Below are 20,781 nucleotides of genomic sequence, written 5' to 3'. Positions count from 1 at the left end.
GCCCTCATCGCCCTGGCCATGCTCAGCCTCGGCGGCCACAAACCAGTGCTCCCCGGCCGGGTTTAACCCACAGAAGCAGCAGGAGAGCCAAAATCTCCGTCGAATTGGTTCTACACCGGCTCAGGGGAACCGACGGGTCACTCCGGGGGGTCGTTCGCCTGCTCGGCGGCTGCGGCCAGTGCGGCGCGCTCGCTCTTCGAGAGCCGCGCGACGTAAGCGCGCTTGAGTTCGGCCCAGCGGGGCATCGAGACCTGGTTGGCAGGTACCTGCTGGTCGGAACCGGTGGGAGTGGTGCGGTCGGCCATGGGGTACTCAGCGACGCTCGCCGATTGGGGCGGCGCTCGGCGGGGACTGGCGGGACAGGAACGCTCTCTTCAGGGACGCCCAACGCAGCAGGGAAACGTAGTGGGTAGCGGTGGATCCGGATGTATCAGCCAATGGTTCTCTCAGTCTCAAACGTGGTTTGAACGGCACGCCGCTGAGCCTGGTTCAATAGAAGAGCGATCGAGATTGTCACGGTAGAACATCGGGATCTGTCACGGTTGAGCATCGAGATGAAGACCGGCCCACCACCATCAGCGGACGGGATCGCAATTCACCAGTATACCGCGTCGCCTCTCAGGTCCACTGTCTCTAGCCCGGCATCCGCCCAGACGTTCGGGCTAGAGTCGGCGGATGCAACCGCCTCGCCCTGACGCCGACACCGCCGCCTCGACCCGGAACGCTCCGTCGACCGCACTAGGGAACGCGCCATTCGCGGGCTACGTGCAGGTGCGCGGGGCTCGGGAGAACAACCTCCGGAACGTTGATGTCGACGTTCCCCGGGACGCCATCGTCGCCTTCACCGGGGTCTCCGGCTCCGGAAAGTCGTCGCTGGCGTTCGGCACTATCTTCGCGGAGGCCCAGCGCCGGTTTCTGGAGTCCGTCGCGCCCTACGCGCGTCGGCTGATCCAGCAGGGCCACACCCCGCAGGTTGACGAAATCATGGGGCTGCCGCCGGCCGTGGCCCTGCAGCAGCGCCGAGGCGCGCCCAGCTCCCGCTCGAGCGTGGGCACCCTGACCACCCTGTCCAACTCGCTGCGCATGCTGTATTCCCGGGCCGGCATGTACCCGGCGGCTGCCCCACGCCTCGAGTCCGACTCCTTCTCCCCCAACACCGTGGCCGGCGCCTGCCCGCAGTGCCACGGCCTCGGCACGGCGCACACCGTGACCGAGGCAACCCTCGTGCCCGACCCTGCCCTGAGCATCCGTGACGGCGCCATCGCGGCCTGGCCGGGCGCCTGGCAGGGCAAGAACCTGCGGGACATCCTGATCACCCTTGGCTACGACGTGGACACCGCCTGGCAGGACCTGCCGCGCTCTGCGCGGGACTGGATCCTGTTCACTGAGGAACAGCCCGTGGTGGAGGTCACCCCGCAGCGCGACCGCATCGCCAAGCCGTACCAGGGCCGATTCTGGAGCGCGAAGAGCTACGTGCTGCACACCCTGGCCGACTCCAAGAGCCAGAGTCAGCGGGAGCGCGCGCTGCGTTTCGTCGAATCCGGCCCGTGTCCGCTGTGCGACGGCAGCGGTCTCACGCCCGCGGCCCTGGCGGTCACGGTGGCCGGCCGGTCGATCGCCCAGCTCAACCTGCTGCCGCTGACCGGGCTCGCCGAGCTGCTTCGCCCGACGCTCCGGGCGGGCGGTGCCGAGCGCACCGCCGCGCCTGGTTCCGCGGAGCCGCACACCGCGAGGCCGCACTCCGCGGAGCCCACGGAGGCCGCCGTGACCCTCACCCGGGACCTGCTCGCCCGCATCGAGGTGCTGCTCGAACTGGGCCTCGGCTACCTGAGCCTCGGGCGCGCGACGCCCACCCTCTCCCCCGGCGAGATGCAGCGCCTGCGCATCGCCACCCAGCTGCGCTCGGGCCTGTTCGGCGTGATCTACGTGCTCGACGAACCGTCGGCCGGGCTGCACCCGGCCGACGCCGAACCGCTGCTGCTCGTGCTGGAGCAGCTGAAGGCATCCGGCAACTCGGTCTTCGTCGTCGAGCACAACATGGACATCGTGCGCCGCGCCGACTGGGTCGTCGACGTGGGCCCGCTGGCCGGGGCCGGCGGCGGCGTCGTGCTCTACAGCGGACCCATCGCAGGTTTGGCCGATGTGTCGGAGTCGGTTACCCGGCAGTTCCTGTTCCCGGCCGCGCCGGAGCCGGCCGCGCCAGCCACGCTCCAGCCCGACGCGCCCCAGCCCGCGGCGCTGCGCACACCAGAACGCTGGCTGGGCCTGCACGGTGTCACCCGGCACAACCTCCGAGGCGTCGACGCCGGCTTCCCGCTCGGTGTGCTGACCGCGGTGACCGGCGTGTCCGGTTCGGGCAAATCCACCCTGGTCAGCCAGGTTCTGGCGGATGCCGTGCGGCTCGCGCTGCATCCGGAGTCCGACGTCGCCGTCGCCTCTGATCCGACGGCAGCCGCAGGCGCCATCGACGACGACGGCAACGACGGCGACGACGGCGAACGCGGCGACCCCGAGCCGCGGGCGCGGGTCGACCGGATCACCGGCCTGGAGGCCGTGGACCGCCTGGTGCGCGTGGACCAGAAGCCGATCGGGCGCACTCCGCGCTCCAACCTGGCCACCTACACCGGGCTCTTCGACGCGGTGCGCGCGACCTTCGCGGCCACGGACGAGGCCCGGAAGCGCGGCTACGGCGCCGGGCGGTTTTCCTTCAACGTGCCCGGCGGCCGCTGCGAGACCTGTCTTGGAGAGGGCTCGGTGAGCGTCGGGCTGCTCTTCTTGCCCGGCAGCTACACGCCCTGCCCGACCTGCCTTGGCTCGCGCTACAACCCGGAGACCCTTCAGGTGACCTATCAGGGCAAGTCCATCGCCGACGTGCTCGGCCTGAGCGTCGAGGAGGCCGCCGGCTTCCTCGCCGACGTGCCGGCCGCTGCCCGCAGCCTCGCCACCCTGCGGGAGGTCGGGCTCGGCTACCTGCGTCTCGGCCAGCCGGCCACCGAGCTCTCCGGCGGCGAGGCCCAACGCATCAAGCTCGCCACCGAACTGCAGCGCGCCCGCCGCGGCCACACGATGTACCTCCTCGACGAGCCGACCACCGGACTGCACCCCGCGGATGTCCGCCTTCTCCTGGCCCAGCTGGGCCGCCTCGTCGACGCCGGCAATACGGTGATCGTCGTCGAGCACAACCTCGATGTGGTGGCCGCCGCCGACTGGGTGATCGACCTGGGACCGGCCGGCGGAGATGCGGGCGGCCAGATCGTGGCGACCGGAACCCCGGATGCCGTCGCGCGGCACCCGCACAGCCGCACCGCGCCTTACCTTGCCCGCCGCTTGGCTGATCGCTAGTTCGGCGACGCAAGTGCCATAGATTGGGAAGCGTACGTGTCGGCGCGAAGGAGCACTCATGACTGGTTGGCGGATCCGCGACTTTCACTCGGACGACCTCGACGGCATCCTTCGCCTCTGGGAAGAGATCACGGCCGCCAAGACGGAGCCCGTCTACGGCCTGTCCGAGGTGCTGGCCTCCTGCCAGAAGGATGACGCCGTGGTCGCCCTTGCCGGCGACGAGGTCGTCGGGGCCGCCGTGGGCCGCGCCGCCCACGCCCAGGGCTGGGTCGTCTTCCTCGCCACCGCGCAGCGCTACCAGGGCCGCGGCATCGGCACGGCCCTGCTGGCCGCCCTTGAGAAGAAGATGTCCCGGCACGCGTTGACCAAGCTGTCCGCGCTGATGCCCGAATCGGCCACGCGCGTCGACGCCTTCGTGAAGCGGGGCTTCGAGGTCAAGCAGCACCTGCGCTACTTCGAGCGCCACATCCCGGTGCAGCGCGAGGAGCTGCGATCGCTCAGCGAACTGGGCGGGCGCATCCTGCCGCGCGATCTCTGGGAGGGCGTCGGCGGCATGCGCGCCGAAAAGGAGCTGCTCGAACGAAGGCTCGTCATGCCGCTGGCCAAACCCGACATGGCCGAACAGTACGGCGTCGTGCCACCGAAGGCGGTCGTGCTCTTCGGGCCTCCCGGAACGGGCAAGACCACCTTCGCAAAGGCCATCGCGTCGCGGCTGGAATGGCCCTTTGTCGAGGTCTTCCCCTCGCGGCTCGCGGCTGACCCCAAGGGCCTTGCCGGTGCGCTTCGGGAGACCTTCCTGAAGATCTCCGAGCTGGAGCACGCGGTCGTGTTCATCGACGAGGTCGAGGAGATCGCGGCGCAACGCGGCGGCGAGCCACCCTCGGCGCTGCAGGGCGTCACCAATGAGCTGCTGAAGATCATTCCCGCCTTCCGCGAGCAGCCCGGCCGGCTCCTGGTCTGCGCCACGAACTTCATCCGCGCCCTCGATTCCGCCTTTCTCCGGCACGGACGCTTCGACTACGTCATCCCGATCGGGCTTCCGGATGTCGCCGCCCGCCAGGCCATCTGGGAGCGCTACATCCCCGAGGGCAGGAAAAGCACGGTCGACCTGAGCGCGCTCGTCACCGCAAGCGACGGGTTCTCACCAGCCGACATCGAGTACGCCGCCCGGCGCGCCTCTCAGCAGGCGCTGGAACGCGCACTGTTCGAGGGGGAGGACGAGTCGACGCCCGGCGGCCCGGGCACCGAGGACTACCTGGTCGCGATCCGGTCGACCCGCACGACCGTGTCGGCCCAGGTCGCCAGCGAATTCCTGGAGGACATCGAGCGGCTCGCCCGGCTCTGAGCACGAGGTGCCGGGCAACGGACACCGCGCCAGGCCGGCAACCTCAGGCCCCGAGGCCCCGTTCGGCGCGGCCCGATTCCTGGATGAACTCGGTCAGGGTGGCTTCGATCGTGGCATACGACCAGCGGTACGCGGCATCCTCGTCGCGCGCGAACAGCGCCTCGGCCAGCTGGTTGTGCCGGTGGGCCGACGGCGGCGTGTACTCGGTGATGGTGAAGCGCTTCTCCTCCTCGCGCGTGCGGAGGAGCGCCGCGACCGTGCCGGCGAAGTGCCCCATCACGCTGTTGCCGGAGGCGATCAGGATCAGGGAGTGGAACTCGATGTCGGCCTCGAGGAACCCGCGACCGTCGCCGGCAAGGTCAGCCGCGACCATGCCCTCGGCTGCCGCCCGCACCGCGTCCAGCTGCTCGGCGGTCATAAGGCGCGCGCTCAGTCGGGCGGCCACAGGCTCGATGCCGAGGCGCAGTTCGAGCATCTCGCGCATCTGGGTGAGATAGTCGGTGCCGCGTCCGCGCCAGTAGATGATCTGCGGGTGCATCAGGTCCCAGGAGGTGCGGGGCAGCACCTGGGTGCCCACCCGCTGCCGCGGCTCGACCATACCCAGCGACTGCAGCACCCGCAGTGCCTCGCGCAGCACGGAGCGAGAAACCGCGAATTCCTCGCTGATCACGTCCAGGTTCAGGATGTCGCCGGTCAGGTATCCGCCGTCGACGATCTGTTGGCCCAGCGAGTTCACCACCCGCGCATGAAGCCCTCGCTCACGCCACACTCCTGCGCCCGCCCCACGGTTCATCTCAGCTTCTCCCTGCGGACTGGCCGCGCGCGTCGTCGCGACGTCGCCCATCGTGATCGTACCGGCGTTGGTCCCGGAGTCGCGATTCGTGTGCCACACTCAAATATCTGATTAATCAGATTATTGGACGATGAGGTCGCAGTGAAGCAGCCTCGGAATGGAAATTCAGATGATTCTTCCCTACGCGGCTCCGGTGGTTCCGATTGAACCGGCCGGCAGCGACCTCCAGCTCATCCTCGCCGCCCTCGTCGGCGTCGCGGTGATCATCCTGCTCATCACCTGGCTCAAGGTGCATCCGTTCCTCGCCCTCTCGATCGGCGCCGTGGGCGTCGGCGTCGGGGCCGGCCTCGCTCCCGCCGCCGCCGTCACGAGCTTCAGCGCCGGCTTCGGCGCCACCATGGCCGGCGTCGGCATCCTGGTCGGCTTCGGCGCCATGTTCGGCAAGCTGCTGGCCGACTCCGGCGGAGCCGACCGCATCGTCGACTCGCTGGTGACGCGCTCGAGCGCCCGCACCCTGCCGTGGACGATGGCCCTGATCGGCGGGCTGATCGGCCTGCCGATGTTCTTCGAAGTCGGCCTCGTGCTGCTCATCCCGGTGATCATCCTGGTGGCCCGCCGCAGCGGGCTCTCGCTCATCCGCATCGCCATCCCGGCCCTCGCCGGCCTGTCCGTCATGCACGGCCTGGTGCCGCCGCACCCCGGTCCACTCGTGGCCGTGACCACTCTCGATGCGAACCTCGGGCTCACTCTCGCGATCGGCGTGCTCATCGCCATTCCGACCGTCATCATCGCCGGCCCGATCTTCAGCCGGTTCGCGAGCCGCTGGGTCTCCGTGCCCGTGCCGGCCCTGTTCCTCACCAACGAGGATCAGGGTCTGGGCGAGAACATTCGGCGCCCGAGCTTCCTGATCACCATCTCGGGCATCCTGCTCCCCGTCGTGCTGATGCTCGCCCGATCGATCGCCGACGCGATCGACCCGGGCTCCACCTCGCCTCTCAACGCCACGCTCGACTTCCTCGGCACGCCGATGATCGCCCTCGGCATCGCTGTGATCTACGCGATGATCGTCTTCGGTCGCGGTGGCGGCATGGACCGCGCCGGGGTCGCCAGGTCCCTCTCCGACTCCCTCCCGCCGATCGCGGGCATCCTGCTCATCGTGGGTGCGGGCGGCGGGTTCAAGCAGGTGCTCATCGACACCGGCATCGGCACCGTCATCGCCGACGCCGTGGCCGGCAGCAGCGTCTCGGTGCTCGTGCTGGCGTGGTTCGTCGCCGCCCTGATCCGCGTCGCTACCGGGTCGGCCACCGTCGCCACCGTGACGGCCGCCGGCATCCTCGCCCCCGTCGCGGCCAGCCTGGGCAGCACGGATGTCTCGCTGATGGTTCTCGCCATCGGCGCCGGTTCGCTCTTCCTCTCCCACGTCAACGATGCCGGGTTCTGGCTCGTCAAGGAGTATCTCGGCACGACCGTCGGGCAGAATCTGAAGACCTGGACCGTGATGGAATGTCTGATCTCCGTGGTCGGCCTTGCCGGCGTCCTCCTGCTGAATATCGTGATCTAGCATGTTCGAGACTCAGCAGCCCGTGCTCGTGATCATGGGCATCTCCGGATCCGGCAAGTCCACCGTGGCGGGGCTCCTCGCCGGCCAGCTGGGCTGGGATCTCGAGGAGGGCGACGACCTGCATCCCCAGGCGAACATCGACAAGATGTCTGCCGGTCAGCCTTTGAACGACGAGGACCGCGCGCCCTGGCTCGACACGGTCTCCTCGTGGATCATCGAGCACACCATGGCGGGGGCGCCGGGAATCATCACCTGCTCGGCGCTCAAGCGCCGTTACCGCGACGTGCTGCGCGAGCACAACGTGATCTTTGTGCACCTGACCGGGTCGACGGACCTGATCGGGCGCCGGCTTGCGACGCGCCTCGACCACTACATGCCGACCTCCCTGCTCGATTCGCAGGTGGCCACACTCGAGGCGCCTGACGCCGACGAGCGCGCGATCTCCATCGACGCCGGCCGCGCTCCGGCCGAGGAGGCCGCCGAGATCGTGCGGCGGCTCGGGCTCACGCCCCGGTCCGGCTCGTCGAGCCTGGGCGCGCGAGAACCGGGCAAGTCCTCGGTGCCGGGGTCGCGAGCAATTTCCTGATCGGGTCTGGCGAGTGTCGGCGGCATGAACTACACTCACAGAATCGAATAGATGTTCGAGAAAATCAAGGGAGCCACGCATGCCTCAGATCATTGACGCAGTCGTCGACGTGGAGCTGTCCGTCGACGGCGACCCGCGGGCGTTCATCTGGAACCGGTTCGAACACACCGTCATCGGCCAGCCGCAGGCGATCTTCACCCGCACCCGCTGGTGGGAGAATGCCGGCGGCGTGCCGTCCCGCATCGACACCGAGCTCTGGCGCCTCGATGCCTCGCGCGGCGACGAGGAACAACACCGCTACGACCTGCGCCGCGACACCGACGGGTCGTGGGTGCTCGCGCTCGACTGGGGGTGAGCCCCGGCCCGGGTGTCGCCCCGGACCGAGGCTGCTCCCAGCTGACGCCGATCCGCCCGGTATACCCTGAGGGGGCATCCACGGTGAGCGACAGGCCGACGGAAGCCCAGACCACAGTTCGGACGGAGGCGGCAAGCTGCACACACGCGCTGCGATCTCGCTCCGTGGTGGACGCCGGGTCTTCCACTCCGCCCTGCTCATGATGGCCGCGCTGCTGCTCTGCCTGCTCGCGGCGCACACGGCCGGAACCGGACACGGGCCGGCGCACGGACCGGGCGGCCTGTCCTCGGCCCCGACCGCTCCCGCTCCCTCATCAACAACAGCGTCAACAACCATGACCACTGCGATGACCGCCGACGCACACTCCGCGGCCGGGCACACCGCATCATCCGCCGCGCCTCTCGCTGCATCCCTCGCTGCATCCCTCGCTGCATCCCTCCCCGCATCCCTCACCGGCCCGCTGCTCGAGCGCATCGCGCCCGCGACCGCGACCGTGGTCGCCCTGTCCGCCAGCGCACTCGGCAGCGCCGACACCCACGCGATGTCCGGTCTGGCCACCCTCTCGATGACGTGTTCCCTGCTGCTTGTGCTGGTCGGCCTGATTCTGCTGGCACGGCGCCCGTCGGCCTGCCGTCGCCTGCTCGAGGCCGGCAGCTTCATCGTCGGCTCCTTTTGGGAGATTCCGCTGCACCTGCATCGGCCCCGCCTCACCCTGCTCTCCATCAGCCGCATTTAGGCCGAAACCCTCGCCAGCGCACCCCACCGGCCTGCGCGGCCCGGCCGCACCCCGGCCCCCGGTTTCTCAACCTTTTGTCAACGAATGGAACACCAATGCTCCGCACCATCCGCACCTCGCTGATCGCCGCCGCCGCGCTCACCACGGCGCTCACCCTTACCGCCTGCGGCGACCCGACCCCGGCCGCCGACGCCCCGGCCGCCGACGGACCCACCGCCACCGCGTCCGCCAACGCCAACGCCGCGGATGTCGACTTCGCCCAGATGATGATCCCCCACCACGAGCAGGCCGTCGCGATGAGCGACGACTTCCTCGCCAAGCACGGCACCGACCCGCGCGTCGTCGCCCTGGCGACCAAGATCAAGGCCGCGCAGGAGCCCGAGATCACCCAGCTGACCGATTGGCTGGGCGAGTGGGGCGCCGAAACGGGCGGCATGTCCGACATGAACCACGGCACCGACGGCATGATGAGCGAGGCCGACATGATGACGCTCGGCAACGCCTCGGGCGCAGACGCCGACCGGGTGTTCCTCAAGATGATGATCGCGCACCACGAGGGCGCAATCGCCATGGCGCAGACGCACATCGACGAGGGCAGCAACGCCGACGCCCAGACCCTCTCGGCCACCATCGTCGCGTCGCAATCCGCCGAAATCGCCGTCATGACCGACCTCCTCGCCGCGTACTGACCCATGACGACGTCCAGCAGAACCCTCCGCCTCGGCGGCGCCGCCCTGATCACCGTCGGCCTCGCGGCCGCGCTGGCCGGTTGCGCGCCCACTCCGGCTGCTCCGCCAACCGGCACGTCCGCCCCCACCACGGCGGCTTTTGAACACATTCACGGCCTCGGCGCCGACCCGTCCACCGGCAAGACCTACGCCGGCACGCACCAGGGCGTGTGGCAGGTCCCGACCGACCTGCTGCCCGACAGCTACCTGGCCGGCGCGCCGGAGGCCGGGCTCACCCAGCCCACCCTGAGCGATGGCCCGGCCTTCGACGCCATGGGCTTCACGGTGGCAGCGCCGGGCCTGCTGCTGGCCTCCGGGCATCCGGGCTCCGACGAGTCCACGTTGGTGGGCCCCAACGTGGGACTGATCAGCAGCGTGGATGCGGCAGCCACGTGGTCGAACGTCTCTCTCGCCGGCAAGACCGACTTCCACGACCTCGACGCGGTGACCCTGCCGCCGGGAGCCTTGCGCGTCTACGGCTACGACGCCGCCGCCGGCAGGGTCAGCATCAGCGACGACGATGGGGCCACCTGGTCGCCCGGAGCCGCGGTGGCGCTGCGCGACCTCGCCGCCGACCCGGCGACCCCCAACCGGGTCTTCGCGACCACCGAGAACGGCCTCGCCGTGAGCAAGGATGCCGGGCGCACGTTCGCGCTGGTCCCCGGCGCACCGATGCTGTACCTGATCGACGTTCAGGATGCCGCGGCCGGCGGCGGTGTCGTCGGCATCGACCCGGAGGGCGTGCTCTGGCACGAGGAGGCCGGAAGCGGAACCTGGACCCGCGGAGGACAGACCGACGGCAGCCCGGAGGCCTTCGGCTTCGTCGGCGGGAGCGTGCCCTGGCTCCTCGCCGCCGACCGACGCGGGGTCGTCGCGAGCGACGACTTCGGTCTCACCTGGACCGTGCTCGTTGCGGCCCAGGCCTAGCCCGGTGCGACGGATGAAGCTATGACCACCACGCTCCCAGCCGGTTCCCAGCCGCGCCGGGCAGAACCCGCTGCTCGCCTAGAATGAGCCGGAAAGAATTGAAGGACATGAAGCACACTGGGTTGTTCCGGCGCACGCCACCGGTTGCGGTCGAAACCGGCCGTCTCGCCGATTTCGCTTACCTCGAACCCGGCGCGGTCTACCTCGACTCCGCCTGTCAGAGCCTCCGGCCGCAGCCGGTCCTCGACGCCCTGACCGAGTACTACACGGAGTACAACGCCTGCGGCGGGCGCGTGAAGTACGCCTGGGGCACCCGCGTCGACCGGGAGGTGCAGGACGCCCGCCGGGCCGTGCTCGAGCTGCTCGGCCTCTCCGGCCGGGGTCACGCGGTCTCCTTCACCCTCAACACGACCTTCGGGCTGAACCTGCTGCTGCATCAGCTGCCGCAGGGCCGGTTCGGGCAGATGGTCACGAGCCACATCGAGCACAATTCGGTCTTCCTGCCCACCATGACGGCGGCGACCCGACTGGGGGTGCCCCGCCTGGTGCTCGACCGCGCCCCCGACGGCGCCCTGGTCTACCGGCCGGCCCAGCTCGAACGCGCGATCGTGGTCGTCAACGTGGCCTCCAACATCGACGGGCGTCTGCTTACCAACCTCACCGACCTGGTGCGCGACACCCACGCCCGCGGCGGCATCGTCATTCTCGACGCCGCCCAGGCCATGGCGCACGAACGCACCCTGCTGGCCAAAACCGAGGCCGACGCGCTCTGCTTCTCCGCCCATAAGATGTACGGCGCCAGCCTCGGCGTGGTCGTCGCCACCCACGAGCTGCTCAGTTCCCTCGAGCTCACCTTCGTGGGCGGCGGCATGGTGGCGGATGTCCGCGAAGACTCCTACGACCTTCTCGCCAACGACCCGGGCGCCCTGCTCGAACCCGGGCTGCAGGCCTGGGGCGAGATCATCGCCCTGCGCCGTGCGATCGAGTGGCTGGGACAGGTGCGCCCCGGCGGCCGGCCCGCGGCCGAGCACCTTCAGGGTCTCTCGCAGCGTCTCTTCGAGGGTCTCGGCGACATCCCCGGCCTCACTCTGGTCAACACCGCGGCCAGCCCGGTGATCAGCGCCTACGCCCCGAAACAGGATTCGCACCGGCTCGCAGTGTTCCTCTCCCAGTCCCACATCATGGTGCGCAGCGGCTACTTCTGCGCCCACCACTACCTGAAAGACCAGCTCGGGCTGCCGCCGCTGCTGCGCTTCTCGCTCGGACTGCACTCAACCACGGCCGATGTCGATCAGGCCGCACAGGCCCTCGCGCGCCTGATGAAAGGCCTCTCCTAAGTGTTCTGCATTGCCGCATTCATCGTTCTCGTTCTCATGGGGGCCGTGTCGGCACGATACCGCCGCTACCTAGGCAGGGCGTGGAACTGCACCCTCCGCCGTGTCACGTTCCGCCCCTGCGACACCACCTTCAAGCAGGACATCAAGGACCACCTGCTCGCGCCGCTGGCGGTGCGCCGTCCGAAGCTCGTCGGCCCGGCATCCGTCGCCCTCGAGGTGGTCGCGCTGCTCGTGGTGCTCACCACCGTCTGGAGCGCATACGTCGTCGTCAAGAGCGGTGTGAACCTGTACGTCTACGGCACCTGCAACAAGCAGGATTCCGCATCCTGCAGCCTGGGCGCCGAGGCCTGCTCGATCCCCGACCAGACGCCCACCTTCGGCGAGTCCCTGCTCTCCGGCGACGTGATCGGCGCCTTCGGCAACGACTTCGCCAGCCTCGGCGAGACGTTCTCGGCGATCCCCTCCCGCATGCAGAACTGGGAGGCCGAGGAATACCTGCCCGCCAACGCCAGCTACCTGGGCGTCTACGACGCGAAGAAGGAAACCGCGCTCGAGGTCATCGACCCCGGCTGCACCTACTGCCTGCAGCTGTTCAACAACATCGAGGAGGCCGGGTTCGACGACCGGATGAACCTCACCTACATCGCCTACCCGATCGCCGCCGCCGACGGCTACAAGTTCCAGAACTCGCTGCTCGTCACCCAGTACCTCGAGGCGCTGCGGCTGAACCCTCTCGCCGACGCCGCCACGCCGGTCGACTGGGAGATCCTGCGCCGGATCTACACGGAAGTCGATGACAAGGGCGTTTCCTGGCAGAGCGTGATCAACGGCGCCGAGCCGGCTGTCGCCACCGCGCTGCTGCAGGACTGGTCGGCCGAATTCGGCCTGAGCCAGGAACAGGTCGCCGACGTGGCATCCGTCGCCGCCTCCGACGAGGTCGCGGACATCATCGCCGCGAACACGCGGCTGGTCGAGGAGAGCATCCACACCGTGAAGATCCCGACGATCATCTTCGATGGCCGCCGTCACGACGGCCTGGTCTCGGTGGGCGACCTGGACTAGCCCGGCGAGACTGTGAACGGCTAGACCGGCTTGACCACCATCAGCACGACCACGACCACCAGGAGCAGCGAGACGATGCCCGAGCCCATGGCCACGCGCGAGTAACCGGCGACCTTGGCGCCGGCGACCCGGGTACCGCTGGCGGACTGCTCGGCGAGGAGCTCCGAGACCGACTTCATGGTCGGAACCACCAGGAACAGGCTGAGTACGAGGGCCACCGCGTAGAGCACGATCGACAGCCAGATCCAGGTCGACGCGAGGGAGGCGTTGTCCCTGAAGCCCGCCGCGCCGAAACCGAGGAACACCACCAGCAGCGACAGCAGAGTGAAGAGATTGGTGGACTTCGCCAGTGAGGCCACCTGGCCGGCTTCCCCGGCACGCATGGAGCGCATGGCGGTCATGGGGAGGATGGCCATGGGCCCGACGATGAAGACGCCGGAGACAATGTGCAGGGTGTTGAGGGGTTCCATTTTTCCAGCGTAGGCCCCCGCCGTCCGCTCGCCGGTGCACCGACACGTTTGAGGGGTTGGCGGCCCGCACCTCTCACGGCTGTCGTCTCGAGGCCCGCACCTCGGGGTGGTCGTCGGGCAGGGCGTGCCGGGAGCCGGCGCGCAGCAGCACGAGGTTCTTCCGCTCCCAGTCGAGCACGGCCTGCCGCTGCGGATCGATCGCCCGACCTTCCGCGCAAGCCGCGGCGGCGCGCCCGCAGACGCAGGCCAGCGGCATGCCCTCCACGGCGTGGTGCAGCTGCCCGATCCGCCAGAGCACGGCCATAGCCCAGTCGAGCTGACGGTGCGCGAGCTCGGTCTTCCGCTCGGCGCGCCGCACCAGGTCACTCTCGAGGAGCGCGCGCACCCCGGCGCTCTTCGTGCGGTCGGACTCGCCGGCCACGACGCCGCGCAGCTCCACCACCTGGGCCGTGAGCCCGTCGATCACCGCCTGCTGCTCGGCATCCGCCCCCGCCGACTTCTCGGCGAACTGCCGGTGGTTCTCCTGCTGGTCGGCGTATTGCCCGACCCACAGCTTGATGTGCTCCGCGTCCCGGCGGGTGGCCTTTTCCGCCCCCAGGTGGTGCAGGCAGGATGCGCAGACCACCTGGTCGGTCGCCGAGGTGAAAGTGAACGGCTGCAGCGACTGGCAGCAGAAGCACTGCGCCCGGATGGCCACATACAACGGATACGGGTGGGTCACGGTTGGTCCTTCGTTAGCCTTCTTGAGCCCTATCGCCGAGCGTACCCAATCGACGGGAGGCCGGGGTCACCCGCGGATGGCGGCCATCCGCTCGGCCAGTTGCGCGGGCGTCAGTGGTGCGCCTCCCCCGATGAAGGACCTCCCTGGGCCGCGGGATTTCCTGCTGGGGATGAGGGTTCCGTCCCCGGCCTCCGGGCCGGCCCCTTTTCGCAGCATCCCACCGGGCACACATCCGTCCATGGTCCGAGCGCGGTGAGCGCGCAGCGTTCCGGGGTCGTTGCCGGCGTCAGTCGCTCAAGCAACAGGTCGACGAGCCCCGCCACGAACGCCGGGTGCAGGCCGGGGGTCGACACCCGGGTAAACCCCAGGTCGTGCGCGGCGGCAGTGGCCGCCGCCTCCGTGTCGAGGTCCCAGGAGACCTCCATGTGGTCGGAGATGAATCCGATCGGCACCACGACGACGGCCCGCGTGCCGGCCGCGGCGAGCACGACGATGACGTCGTTGACGTCAGGTTCGAGCCAAGGCATTTCGGGCGGACCCGACCGCGACTGGAATGCCAGAGACCAGGCCGGGGTGGCGTCGGCCACTGTGTCGTCGTCCGCCGCCGCTGAAACGGCGGCCATCACCACCTCCGCGACGGACCGGTGCTGCGCCTCGTAGGCCCCGCCGGCACCGAAGGATCGCTCGCGTGGGCCACTCTGCTCGGCATCCGCCATCGGGATGGAGTGGGTTGTGAAGAGCACGTGAACGTCGTCCGGGGCCAGGCCCTGCCGCGCGAAGTCGGCGAGGGCGGAGCAGACGCCGAGCACGAACGGGGCGACGAAGCCGGGATGGTCGAAGTAGGGGCGAACCGCGTCGATGCGCACGGCGTCGCCGAGCCCGGTGGCGCACCGCGCCTCGGCCAGGTCTTCCCGGTACTGCCGGCAGCTCGAGTAGGAGCTGTACGCGCTCGTCGTGAGCGCGAGCAATCGGGTGTGGCCGGCGTCGACGGCCGCAGTCACGGCGTCTCGCAGGTACGGAGCCCAATTGCGGTTCCCCCAGTACACCGGCACGAAGGTGTCTCGGGCGGCCAGTTCGGTTTGGAGCGCGTCACGGAGCGCCCGGTTTTGGGCGTTGACCGGGCTCACACCACCCGAGGAGCGGTAGTGGGCGGCCACGGTTTCGAGGCGTGCCTCCGGAACTCCGCGGCCCCGGGTGACGTTCCGTAGGAACGGGATGACGTCGTCCTGGCCCTCGGGGCCTCCGAAGCCGAGGAGGACCACGGCGTCGTACCCGGCTGGCTCCGCGGAAGGCGCGGGCACGAGGCCATCCACTGGCTGGGACTCAGGCACCGACGTGGGCGCCGGCCGCGCCGGGCTGGAACGGGCAGGCCGGGTCTTCCCCCAGCGGATCGCCGCTCGACGCGAACGCGCGGGCTCGGGAGCCCCCGCACAGGTCCGCGTACTCACAGCTGCCGCAGCGGCCGGTGAACTCCGTGGCCCGGATCTGTTTGAGTAGCGGGTTGTCCCGATAGATCTCGGCCAGCGGGGTCGTGCACACGTTCCCGAGGCCGAGTGGCAGGAACCCGGCCGGGTAGACCTCGCCGTCGTAGGCCACGAAGACGATGCCCTTGCCGTCGCGGGTCGACGCGGTCTGCGCCCGTGGCAGGCCCGCGGGCGGCCCCATCAGGGCTTCCAGCCTCGCGGACAGGGTGTTGTACGGTGCGCTCATCGGTGCAGGGTCACCGGCGCGTCGGCGGGCGACGATTCGCCGGAAAAAGGGTGCCTCGACCGTGCGCACGATGAAGCCGTGCTGGGAGGCGTCGAAGAGGAAGTGGCAGATGTCTTCGTGCTCCGCTGGGCTGACGGCCTCGGTCGAGACGCCGCGGCCGACCTGGACGAGGAAGAAGACCTCCCAGATAGCGGCGCCGGCGTTCTTGATCAGGGCCGCGACATCTGCGAGCTCGTCGACATTGGCGCGCATGACGGTCGTGTTGACCTGGACGGTCAACCCCGCCGTGGCGAGAGCCCGGATCGCCGCCATGGTGTCGTCGAAGTGGCCCGGGATCCCGCGCACGCCCTCATGGGTCGCGGCGACGGCGCCGTCAAGGCTGATCGACACCGCCTTGACCCCGCTCGCCACGATCCGTTCGATCATCTGCGGAGTGAGACTCGGCGTGACCGACGGGGACAGCGCCGTCGGCAGTCCAAGGCCGGTGGCGTAGTCGACGAGTTCGAACAGGTCAGGGCGCATCAGGCAGTCGCCGCCGGTGAGCACCAGGATCGGGTACGGCCGGCCGAATCCGGCCACCTGGTCAATCAGGTCTTTGCCCGCTGCCGTGGTCAGCTCGCCCGGTAGGGCTTGCATCGTGGCGCTGGCCCGGCAGTGTTTGCAGGCAAGCGGGCAGGCGCGGGTGGTTTCCCAGAACACCAGCATCGGGCGCTGCGCGTAGTCCGGGCCCTTTCCACGGCGGGCGGTCGGCAGGGTCGGCAACACGGCGGTCTCGCCGAGGGGGATGCTGAGCCCGCTCATGCGGGCACCTCGCTCGCGGGACGCGCATCGGTCAGAAGCTGCGCGAGCTTGTCGGCGGTGCGCTCGGCATCGGCCACGCAGCTGGCCAGCCCGACCCCCCGGTAGGCGGAACCGGTCAGGTAGAGCCCCGGCAGCCGACCCAGAGCCACCTCCGCGGCGGCGAGCCGGCCCTGATGGTCGACGATGTACTGCGGCATCGCCTGCAGCCAGCGCTCGATGTGCTGCTCGGTCGGGCGCCCGGTCAGACCCATGGCCTCGACGAGTTCGGCGTGCACCTGGCTGACCAGGGTGTCCTCATCGAGGTCCATCCAGCGCTGGTCGCGGCGCCTGCCCACCATGCAGCGGATGATCATGGTTGTGTCATCGGCGAGGTGCGGCCACTTGGCGCTGGACCAGGTGCAGCCGACAATGAGTTTGCCTTCCTCCGGCGGCACCAGGAAGCCCGTGCCGACGAGGTTGTGGGCGACGGCGGAGCGCGGATAGGCCAGGCAGATCGTGGCAACATCGACGTAGGGAATACCCGCCAGCGCGGCGGCCAGGTCGGGGGCTTCCTTGCGCACCATGTCCGCCGCAGCGAACGCGGGAGTGGCGAGCACCACCGCGTCGGCCTCGAGCACCGTGCCATCGCTCAGTTTCACCTCATAGCCGGCGGTGCCGCGCGACACGGAGACGACCGCCGTACCGAGGCGCACATCGTCGCCCACGACGTGGACGGCCAGTGCGTCGATCAACCGGGCGAGTCCCCCACGGAGGGTGACGAGGACCGCACCTCCTGCTCCGGCGGGCTTGGGTGGGGCATTCCGGCGTCGGCGCCGCAGTCCGAGGTAGAGGCTGCGATTGCCGCGGGCGAGAGCGTCGATGTCAGGCGCGGTGCTCCGAGCACTGAGCTCGTCGGCCCTGCCGGCATGCACACCTCCGAGCAGCGGATCGACGAGGCGATCGAACACCTGCCCGCCCATCCTCGGGCGAACGATTTCGGCGATTGTGGGGTCGTCTGGCAACCCCGCCGGGGCCGCCTTCACGAGGTCCAGGGCAGCACGGGCAAGACCGAGCGGCGACAGCAGTCGGGATTTCATCAGGGGCAGCAGCCGATCGGGGATGCCGAAGAGGGTGCCGGCCGGGAGCCGTCGCAGCTTACCGCGCGACCAGATGCGTGCGCCGGACCCGGCGGGGGCCACGACGAGGTCGCTGACCCCGAGATCCTCGATGAGGGCTGCCACCACGGGTGCCCGCACCATCAGCGCGTCAGGTCCGACGTCAACGAGGTGCCCGCCGAATTGCTCAGTGGAGATCTTGCCTCCCAACCGCGCCCCACCCTCAACCAGAGTGAGACGCACCCCGTCGCCAAGCCGGCGGTGCAGGTAGTGTGCTGTCGCCAATCCGCTGATTCCGCCGCCGACGATGACGACCCGTGGTTGAGCGAGCATTCGACATACCTCCAGTTGCCGGTGAATCCGGGGCAACCGGCAACCTGTGGCAATCCTTGTTACTTCGATCCTACGACCGTCGTCTCCAGCGGCCTCTCGCGGGCCGTCGGTGGCGGCCGCCGATCGGAGCACGAATCGCCGCCCGGACCGGGCCCGGGCCAGCCCTGGAATCAGCCCGGACCACGGCCGTATTCACGCCTTCTCATATTCCGTCGGACGGTTGCGCGCGACCGCCGCGCAGGCCCGTTCGACGGCAGCCACGGATGCGGCGACGTCGTCCGCATCCGTCGACCAGTTGCTCACGGAGACCCGCAGCACATCCCGGTCCTGCCAACGCGAACCCGACATCCAGGCGGTTCCCTCCTTGAGTAGTTCTTCCGTCACCCGTCGGGTGCGCTCGTCGTCGCCGAAGCTGACGCAGACCTGGGTGAAGACCACGTCGTTGAGCACCTCGGCGCCGGTGATGCGACCCAGTCCGTCGGCGATGGCCCGGGCGTGATCGGCCAGCCGCTCCACCAGCATCACGGTGCCCGATCGGCCCAGGGAGCGCAGAGCCGCCCAGACCGGAACACCGCGCGCCCGGCGCGACAGCTCGGGCACCTTTTCGTAGGGGTCACCCGGACCGGTCTCGTCGGCGAACAGGTAGCTCGTGTGCACCCCGAAGGTGGACCGCAGCTCGGCGGGCCTGGCCACGATGGCCATGCCACAGTCGTAGGGCACTTGGAGTGTCTTGTGCGCGTCGGTGGCCCAGGAATCGGCGGTGTCGAGGCCTGCCAGCTGCTCGCGGTAGCGCGGGCTCACTGCGGCCCAGAGGCCGAAGGCGCCGTCGACGTGCACCCAGGCACCATGCTGGTGGGCGAGGTCGGTGAGTTCACCGACCGGGTCGAAGGCGCCGGAGTGCACATTGCCGGCCTGAAGGCAGACGATCGCGGGGCCAGTGCCCTGGTTGAGCGCGGCCGCCAGGGCCTCGGGGAGCATGCGGCCCTGGTCGTCGGCCGGGACGACAATGGGGGCGCCGAGTCCCAGGTAGCGCAGGGCCAGGTCAATCACCGCGTGGCGCTCATCGCCCACGTAGACGGCGACGCGGGGCGCCCCGGCCAGACCGGCGATCGCGACGTCCCAGCCGGCGCCGCCGAGCACATGATCGCGTCCGGCCGCCAAACCTACGAAGTTCGCCATGGTGGCCCCGGTGGTGAAGCCCACGTCGGCGCCGTCCGGCAGACCCAGCAGATCGAGGATCCAGCCGCCGGCGGCCTCCTCGGCGGCGGCCGTGGCCGGGGTCGCGAAGCGCATGCCGGCGTTCTGGTCCCACGCGCTGACCAGCCAGTCGGCTGCCAGGGCTGCCGGCAACGTGCCGCCGATCACCCAGCCGAAAAAGCGGCCGGACGTCATCGCCATCAGCCCCGGTTCGGCCAGCCGGGCCAGCTCGTCGATCACCTCCGCCGGGTCCGTCGGCTGCAGCGGCAGCGGCGCTGCGAAGCCCGCGGCGAGGGTGTCGGCGTCGACGCGTGGCCCCACGGGCCGGGTGGGCAGGGAGGAGAGCCAGTCCAGGGCATGGGCTTTCGCTCGCTCCAGGGCCTGACGATAGTCATCCGGGTCAGCAGACATGCCGAGATTTTATGCCCGCCGGGAGACCACCGAAAGAGCGCTGTTTTCCGGGCGCGGGTCGTCGCTGGCGAGGATGACCCATCGGAGGCGATCGCGACCCCCGTCCCGGCTCCGACGGCGATGCCCCCGTCGGCCTGCGTCGGCGAACACGCGGTCGATGCCCGGTTCCGCGGCGACCGGCCGGTTTTGTTCCGACATGGGGGCTCGTCCAGCCGAAATTCAGCCCATCCGCCGTACCGTGGTCAATGGAGTTCCCCCACTCCAAACGAATCGGCCCCGGCAGATTCCTCGCCTCCCCCCAGGCGCGGTGAAGCCGGGGCTTTTTCGTGGCGGTCAGCGAACTCCCTTGAACAAATCACGGCCGATCGGCTCTCGCGACCGCTCTGAGAATCAGAGTCGCACTTCCCCCGGTTGGGGCGGCTCTGGGGTGACGCGCAGACCGGCGGGTGTGTTCGAGATGCGGACGAGTTACTCCACCCTTGCCCGGTTCAGGAGAGGTTCTTTGCTGCCTTGAAAGTTGAACTGCAACGGGATGGTGGGGTGGATCCAGATGGAGCTGTGGCCGCTGCCAGCCGCCGCCGTGTACTCCCAGGAGAAAGAGAAGCTCTCCCCTCGACGCACCTTGGCGAGGATGACGATCTTGAGCTGCGAGACCCCGATCATCGAACTCGACAATGACAGAGGGATTTCCGTAGACAAATTCGCCCATGATTATTGTCCGAGTCCCACGTCGATGTCGCCCATCATGGCATCGAAGTCCTTCGCTGTTGCCTCTGCGTCCCCGTTTTTTTCCACAGTTCCTTTGATGCCCACTTCCGGCAGCTGCGGAACGGGAAAACGACGTGCCTCCTCTTCTTCACCGTCGCCGACATCGGCGATATCCCTGGCCCCGAAGCCACGGCGGGTGTTGTTCGGGACGCTCCAGCGCCCTGCACGGAGCAGAAGGCCCATTGCGCGAAGCGTAGGGGGCCTCCTGTACGGACGCCGCGTCAAGGGCAGATCCGGTCCGTGCACCGAGTCAGTTAGCGGCGGTTGTCGCGCTCGTCACGGTCGCAGTTCTCACGGCTTCCCGATTTGGCCAGGCCGCGGCTAATCATGTAACCGATGGTGAGGAGCGTGGCGGACAGCCAGGCGGAGCTGGCCCCGAAACCCTGCCCGTCGTCCCCGTTATCGACCATGGCGGAAGCGATGAACGCACGACGAGAATCAGCATTCAGGCGATGAATTCGGTCGTCTTGAAAGCAGCCTTCGTCTCGGTCGAAACGCTCACGG

21 protein-coding genes are annotated in these 20,781 nt (G+C 69.3%); 10 read left to right on the top strand and 11 right to left on the bottom strand.

Annotated features, from left to right (window positions below; translation table 11 throughout):
- Window positions 1-137: 137 nt before the first annotated feature.
- Window positions 138-305, bottom strand: a complete 168-nt coding sequence (locus E3O47_RS15885) for a hypothetical protein (protein WP_166785321.1) — start codon at window positions 303-305, stop codon at window positions 138-140.
- Between the two features lie 370 nt (window positions 306-675).
- Between E3O47_RS15885 and E3O47_RS04590 the strand changes: the two genes are divergently transcribed.
- Together E3O47_RS04590 and E3O47_RS04585 are read left to right on the top strand one after the other, a co-directional pair.
- Window positions 676-3,342, top strand: a complete 2,667-nt coding sequence (locus tag E3O47_RS04590; protein WP_166785320.1) for an excinuclease ABC subunit UvrA — start codon at window positions 676-678, stop codon at window positions 3,340-3,342.
- A 58-nt stretch (window positions 3,343-3,400) separates the two neighbouring features.
- Window positions 3,401-4,687 (top strand): GNAT family N-acetyltransferase, encoded by a 1,287-nt coding sequence (locus E3O47_RS04585; RefSeq protein WP_104100586.1) that lies wholly within the window; start codon window positions 3,401-3,403, stop codon window positions 4,685-4,687.
- 43 nt (window positions 4,688-4,730) lie between these two features.
- Here E3O47_RS04585 and E3O47_RS04580 read toward each other — a convergent pair whose 3' ends face one another.
- Entirely contained in the window at window positions 4,731-5,426 is a 696-nt protein-coding gene (locus E3O47_RS04580) for an FCD domain-containing protein (RefSeq protein ID WP_158250247.1), read from the bottom strand.
- Window positions 5,427-5,637: 211 nt separating this feature from the next.
- Here E3O47_RS04580 and E3O47_RS04575 point away from each other — a divergent pair, with 211 nt between their 5' ends.
- The 8 genes from E3O47_RS04575 (at window position 5,638) to E3O47_RS04540 (ending at window position 12,772) form a co-directional block, all read left to right on the top strand.
- On the top strand, window positions 5,638-7,041 hold the full coding sequence (locus E3O47_RS04575; protein ID WP_241986094.1) for a gluconate:H+ symporter: 1,404 nt from the start codon (window positions 5,638-5,640) through the stop codon (window positions 7,039-7,041).
- 1 nt (window position 7,042) lies between these two features.
- Window positions 7,043-7,627, top strand: coding sequence for a gluconokinase (locus E3O47_RS04570; protein WP_134419645.1), 585 nt, complete (start codon window positions 7,043-7,045; stop codon window positions 7,625-7,627).
- 79 nt (window positions 7,628-7,706) lie between these two features.
- Window positions 7,707-7,982, top strand: a complete 276-nt coding sequence (locus E3O47_RS04565) for a hypothetical protein (RefSeq protein WP_104100589.1) — start codon at window positions 7,707-7,709, stop codon at window positions 7,980-7,982.
- A 199-nt stretch (window positions 7,983-8,181) separates the two neighbouring features.
- Window positions 8,182-8,718 carry a hypothetical protein gene (locus E3O47_RS04560; RefSeq protein WP_134419643.1) on the top strand — a complete coding sequence of 179 codons (537 nt, stop codon included), beginning with the start codon at window positions 8,182-8,184 and terminating at the stop codon, window positions 8,716-8,718.
- A gap of 95 nt (window positions 8,719-8,813) precedes the next feature.
- Entirely contained in the window at window positions 8,814-9,407 is a 594-nt protein-coding gene (locus E3O47_RS04555) for a DUF305 domain-containing protein (RefSeq protein WP_134415768.1), read from the top strand.
- A 3-nt stretch (window positions 9,408-9,410) separates the two neighbouring features.
- Window positions 9,411-10,373, top strand: coding sequence for a F510_1955 family glycosylhydrolase (locus E3O47_RS04550; RefSeq protein ID WP_134401987.1), 963 nt, complete (start codon window positions 9,411-9,413; stop codon window positions 10,371-10,373).
- Between the two features lie 107 nt (window positions 10,374-10,480).
- Window positions 10,481-11,710: an aminotransferase class V-fold PLP-dependent enzyme gene (locus E3O47_RS04545; protein WP_158250248.1), complete on the top strand. Its 1,230-nt coding sequence runs from the start codon at window positions 10,481-10,483 to the stop codon at window positions 11,708-11,710.
- A 36-nt stretch (window positions 11,711-11,746) separates the two neighbouring features.
- Complete coding sequence (locus E3O47_RS04540; RefSeq protein WP_233191368.1) at window positions 11,747-12,772, top strand: hypothetical protein; 1,026 nt, start codon at window positions 11,747-11,749, stop codon at window positions 12,770-12,772.
- Between the two features lie 20 nt (window positions 12,773-12,792).
- Here the strand turns inward: E3O47_RS04540 and E3O47_RS04535 are convergent, their stop codons facing one another.
- The 9 genes from E3O47_RS04535 to E3O47_RS15880 all read right to left on the bottom strand — a co-directional run bounded on the left by E3O47_RS04535 (window position 12,793) and on the right by E3O47_RS15880 (window position 20,687).
- Complete coding sequence (locus tag E3O47_RS04535; RefSeq protein WP_134342762.1) at window positions 12,793-13,242, bottom strand: DUF2269 family protein; 450 nt, start codon at window positions 13,240-13,242, stop codon at window positions 12,793-12,795.
- A gap of 73 nt (window positions 13,243-13,315) precedes the next feature.
- Window positions 13,316-13,963: a hypothetical protein gene (locus tag E3O47_RS04530; protein ID WP_134342761.1), complete on the bottom strand. Its 648-nt coding sequence runs from the start codon at window positions 13,961-13,963 to the stop codon at window positions 13,316-13,318.
- A 110-nt stretch (window positions 13,964-14,073) separates the two neighbouring features.
- Complete coding sequence (locus E3O47_RS04525; protein ID WP_241986093.1) at window positions 14,074-15,264, bottom strand: ferrochelatase; 1,191 nt, start codon at window positions 15,262-15,264, stop codon at window positions 14,074-14,076.
- Between the two features lie 22 nt (window positions 15,265-15,286).
- A complete protein-coding gene (locus tag E3O47_RS04520) occupies window positions 15,287-16,474 on the bottom strand; it encodes a TIGR04053 family radical SAM/SPASM domain-containing protein (protein WP_134375225.1) in 1,188 nt (395 codons plus the stop codon).
- Window positions 16,471-17,901: a protoporphyrinogen oxidase gene (gene hemG / locus E3O47_RS04515; protein WP_134419639.1), complete on the bottom strand. Its 1,431-nt coding sequence runs from the start codon at window positions 17,899-17,901 to the stop codon at window positions 16,471-16,473. The genes E3O47_RS04520 and hemG overlap by 4 nt, the downstream gene beginning before the upstream one ends.
- Window positions 17,902-18,093: 192 nt before the next feature.
- A complete protein-coding gene (locus E3O47_RS04510; protein WP_134419637.1) occupies window positions 18,094-19,509 on the bottom strand; it encodes an aminotransferase class V-fold PLP-dependent enzyme in 1,416 nt (471 codons plus the stop codon).
- 468 nt (window positions 19,510-19,977) lie between these two features.
- On the bottom strand, window positions 19,978-20,208 hold the full coding sequence (locus tag E3O47_RS04505) for a hypothetical protein (RefSeq protein WP_134342759.1): 231 nt from the start codon (window positions 20,206-20,208) through the stop codon (window positions 19,978-19,980).
- Between the two features lie 12 nt (window positions 20,209-20,220).
- Window positions 20,221-20,460 (bottom strand): hypothetical protein, encoded by a 240-nt coding sequence (locus E3O47_RS04500; protein ID WP_134419635.1) that lies wholly within the window; start codon window positions 20,458-20,460, stop codon window positions 20,221-20,223.
- 71 nt (window positions 20,461-20,531) lie between these two features.
- On the bottom strand, window positions 20,532-20,687 hold the full coding sequence (locus E3O47_RS15880) for a hypothetical protein (protein WP_166785319.1): 156 nt from the start codon (window positions 20,685-20,687) through the stop codon (window positions 20,532-20,534).
- Between the last annotated feature and the right edge of the window lie 94 nt (window positions 20,688-20,781).

It is taken from the genome of Cryobacterium sp. TMT2-17-1, assembly GCF_004402765.1.
Taxonomy (GTDB): Bacteria; Actinomycetota; Actinomycetes; order Actinomycetales; family Microbacteriaceae; genus Cryobacterium; species Cryobacterium sandaracinum.
Note: the sequence above shows the minus strand (reverse complement) of the source record. Positions and strands in the feature narration are given on the sequence as shown.

What these genes read in the sequence shown, in the direction of transcription:
- E3O47_RS04510 (WP_134419637.1), bottom strand. Translation starts at nt 19,509, where the DNA reads ATGTCTGCTGACCCGGATGACTATCGTCAGGCCCTGGAGCGAGCGAAA.
- hemG (WP_134419639.1), bottom strand. Translation starts at nt 17,901, where the DNA reads ATGCTCGCTCAACCACGGGTCGTCATCGTCGGCGGCGGAATCAGCGGA.
- E3O47_RS04500 (WP_134419635.1), bottom strand. Translation starts at nt 20,460, where the DNA reads ATGGGCCTTCTGCTCCGTGCAGGGCGCTGGAGCGTCCCGAACAACACC.
- E3O47_RS04555 (WP_134415768.1), top strand. Translation starts at nt 8,814, where the DNA reads ATGCTCCGCACCATCCGCACCTCGCTGATCGCCGCCGCCGCGCTCACC.
- E3O47_RS04520 (WP_134375225.1), bottom strand. Translation starts at nt 16,474, where the DNA reads ATGAGCGGGCTCAGCATCCCCCTCGGCGAGACCGCCGTGTTGCCGACC.
- E3O47_RS04540 (WP_233191368.1), top strand. Translation starts at nt 11,747, where the DNA reads ATGGGGGCCGTGTCGGCACGATACCGCCGCTACCTAGGCAGGGCGTGG.
- E3O47_RS04570 (WP_134419645.1), top strand. Translation starts at nt 7,043, where the DNA reads ATGTTCGAGACTCAGCAGCCCGTGCTCGTGATCATGGGCATCTCCGGA.
- E3O47_RS15885 (WP_166785321.1), bottom strand. Translation starts at nt 305, where the DNA reads ATGGCCGACCGCACCACTCCCACCGGTTCCGACCAGCAGGTACCTGCC.
- E3O47_RS04575 (WP_241986094.1), top strand. Translation starts at nt 5,638, where the DNA reads ATGGAAATTCAGATGATTCTTCCCTACGCGGCTCCGGTGGTTCCGATT.
- E3O47_RS04585 (WP_104100586.1), top strand. Translation starts at nt 3,401, where the DNA reads ATGACTGGTTGGCGGATCCGCGACTTTCACTCGGACGACCTCGACGGC.
- E3O47_RS15880 (WP_166785319.1), bottom strand. Translation starts at nt 20,687, where the DNA reads ATGGTCGATAACGGGGACGACGGGCAGGGTTTCGGGGCCAGCTCCGCC.
- E3O47_RS04590 (WP_166785320.1), top strand. Translation starts at nt 676, where the DNA reads ATGCAACCGCCTCGCCCTGACGCCGACACCGCCGCCTCGACCCGGAAC.
- E3O47_RS04560 (WP_134419643.1), top strand. Translation starts at nt 8,182, where the DNA reads ATGATGGCCGCGCTGCTGCTCTGCCTGCTCGCGGCGCACACGGCCGGA.
- E3O47_RS04545 (WP_158250248.1), top strand. Translation starts at nt 10,481, where the DNA reads ATGAAGCACACTGGGTTGTTCCGGCGCACGCCACCGGTTGCGGTCGAA.
- E3O47_RS04565 (WP_104100589.1), top strand. Translation starts at nt 7,707, where the DNA reads ATGCCTCAGATCATTGACGCAGTCGTCGACGTGGAGCTGTCCGTCGAC.
- E3O47_RS04550 (WP_134401987.1), top strand. Translation starts at nt 9,411, where the DNA reads ATGACGACGTCCAGCAGAACCCTCCGCCTCGGCGGCGCCGCCCTGATC.
- E3O47_RS04535 (WP_134342762.1), bottom strand. Translation starts at nt 13,242, where the DNA reads ATGGAACCCCTCAACACCCTGCACATTGTCTCCGGCGTCTTCATCGTC.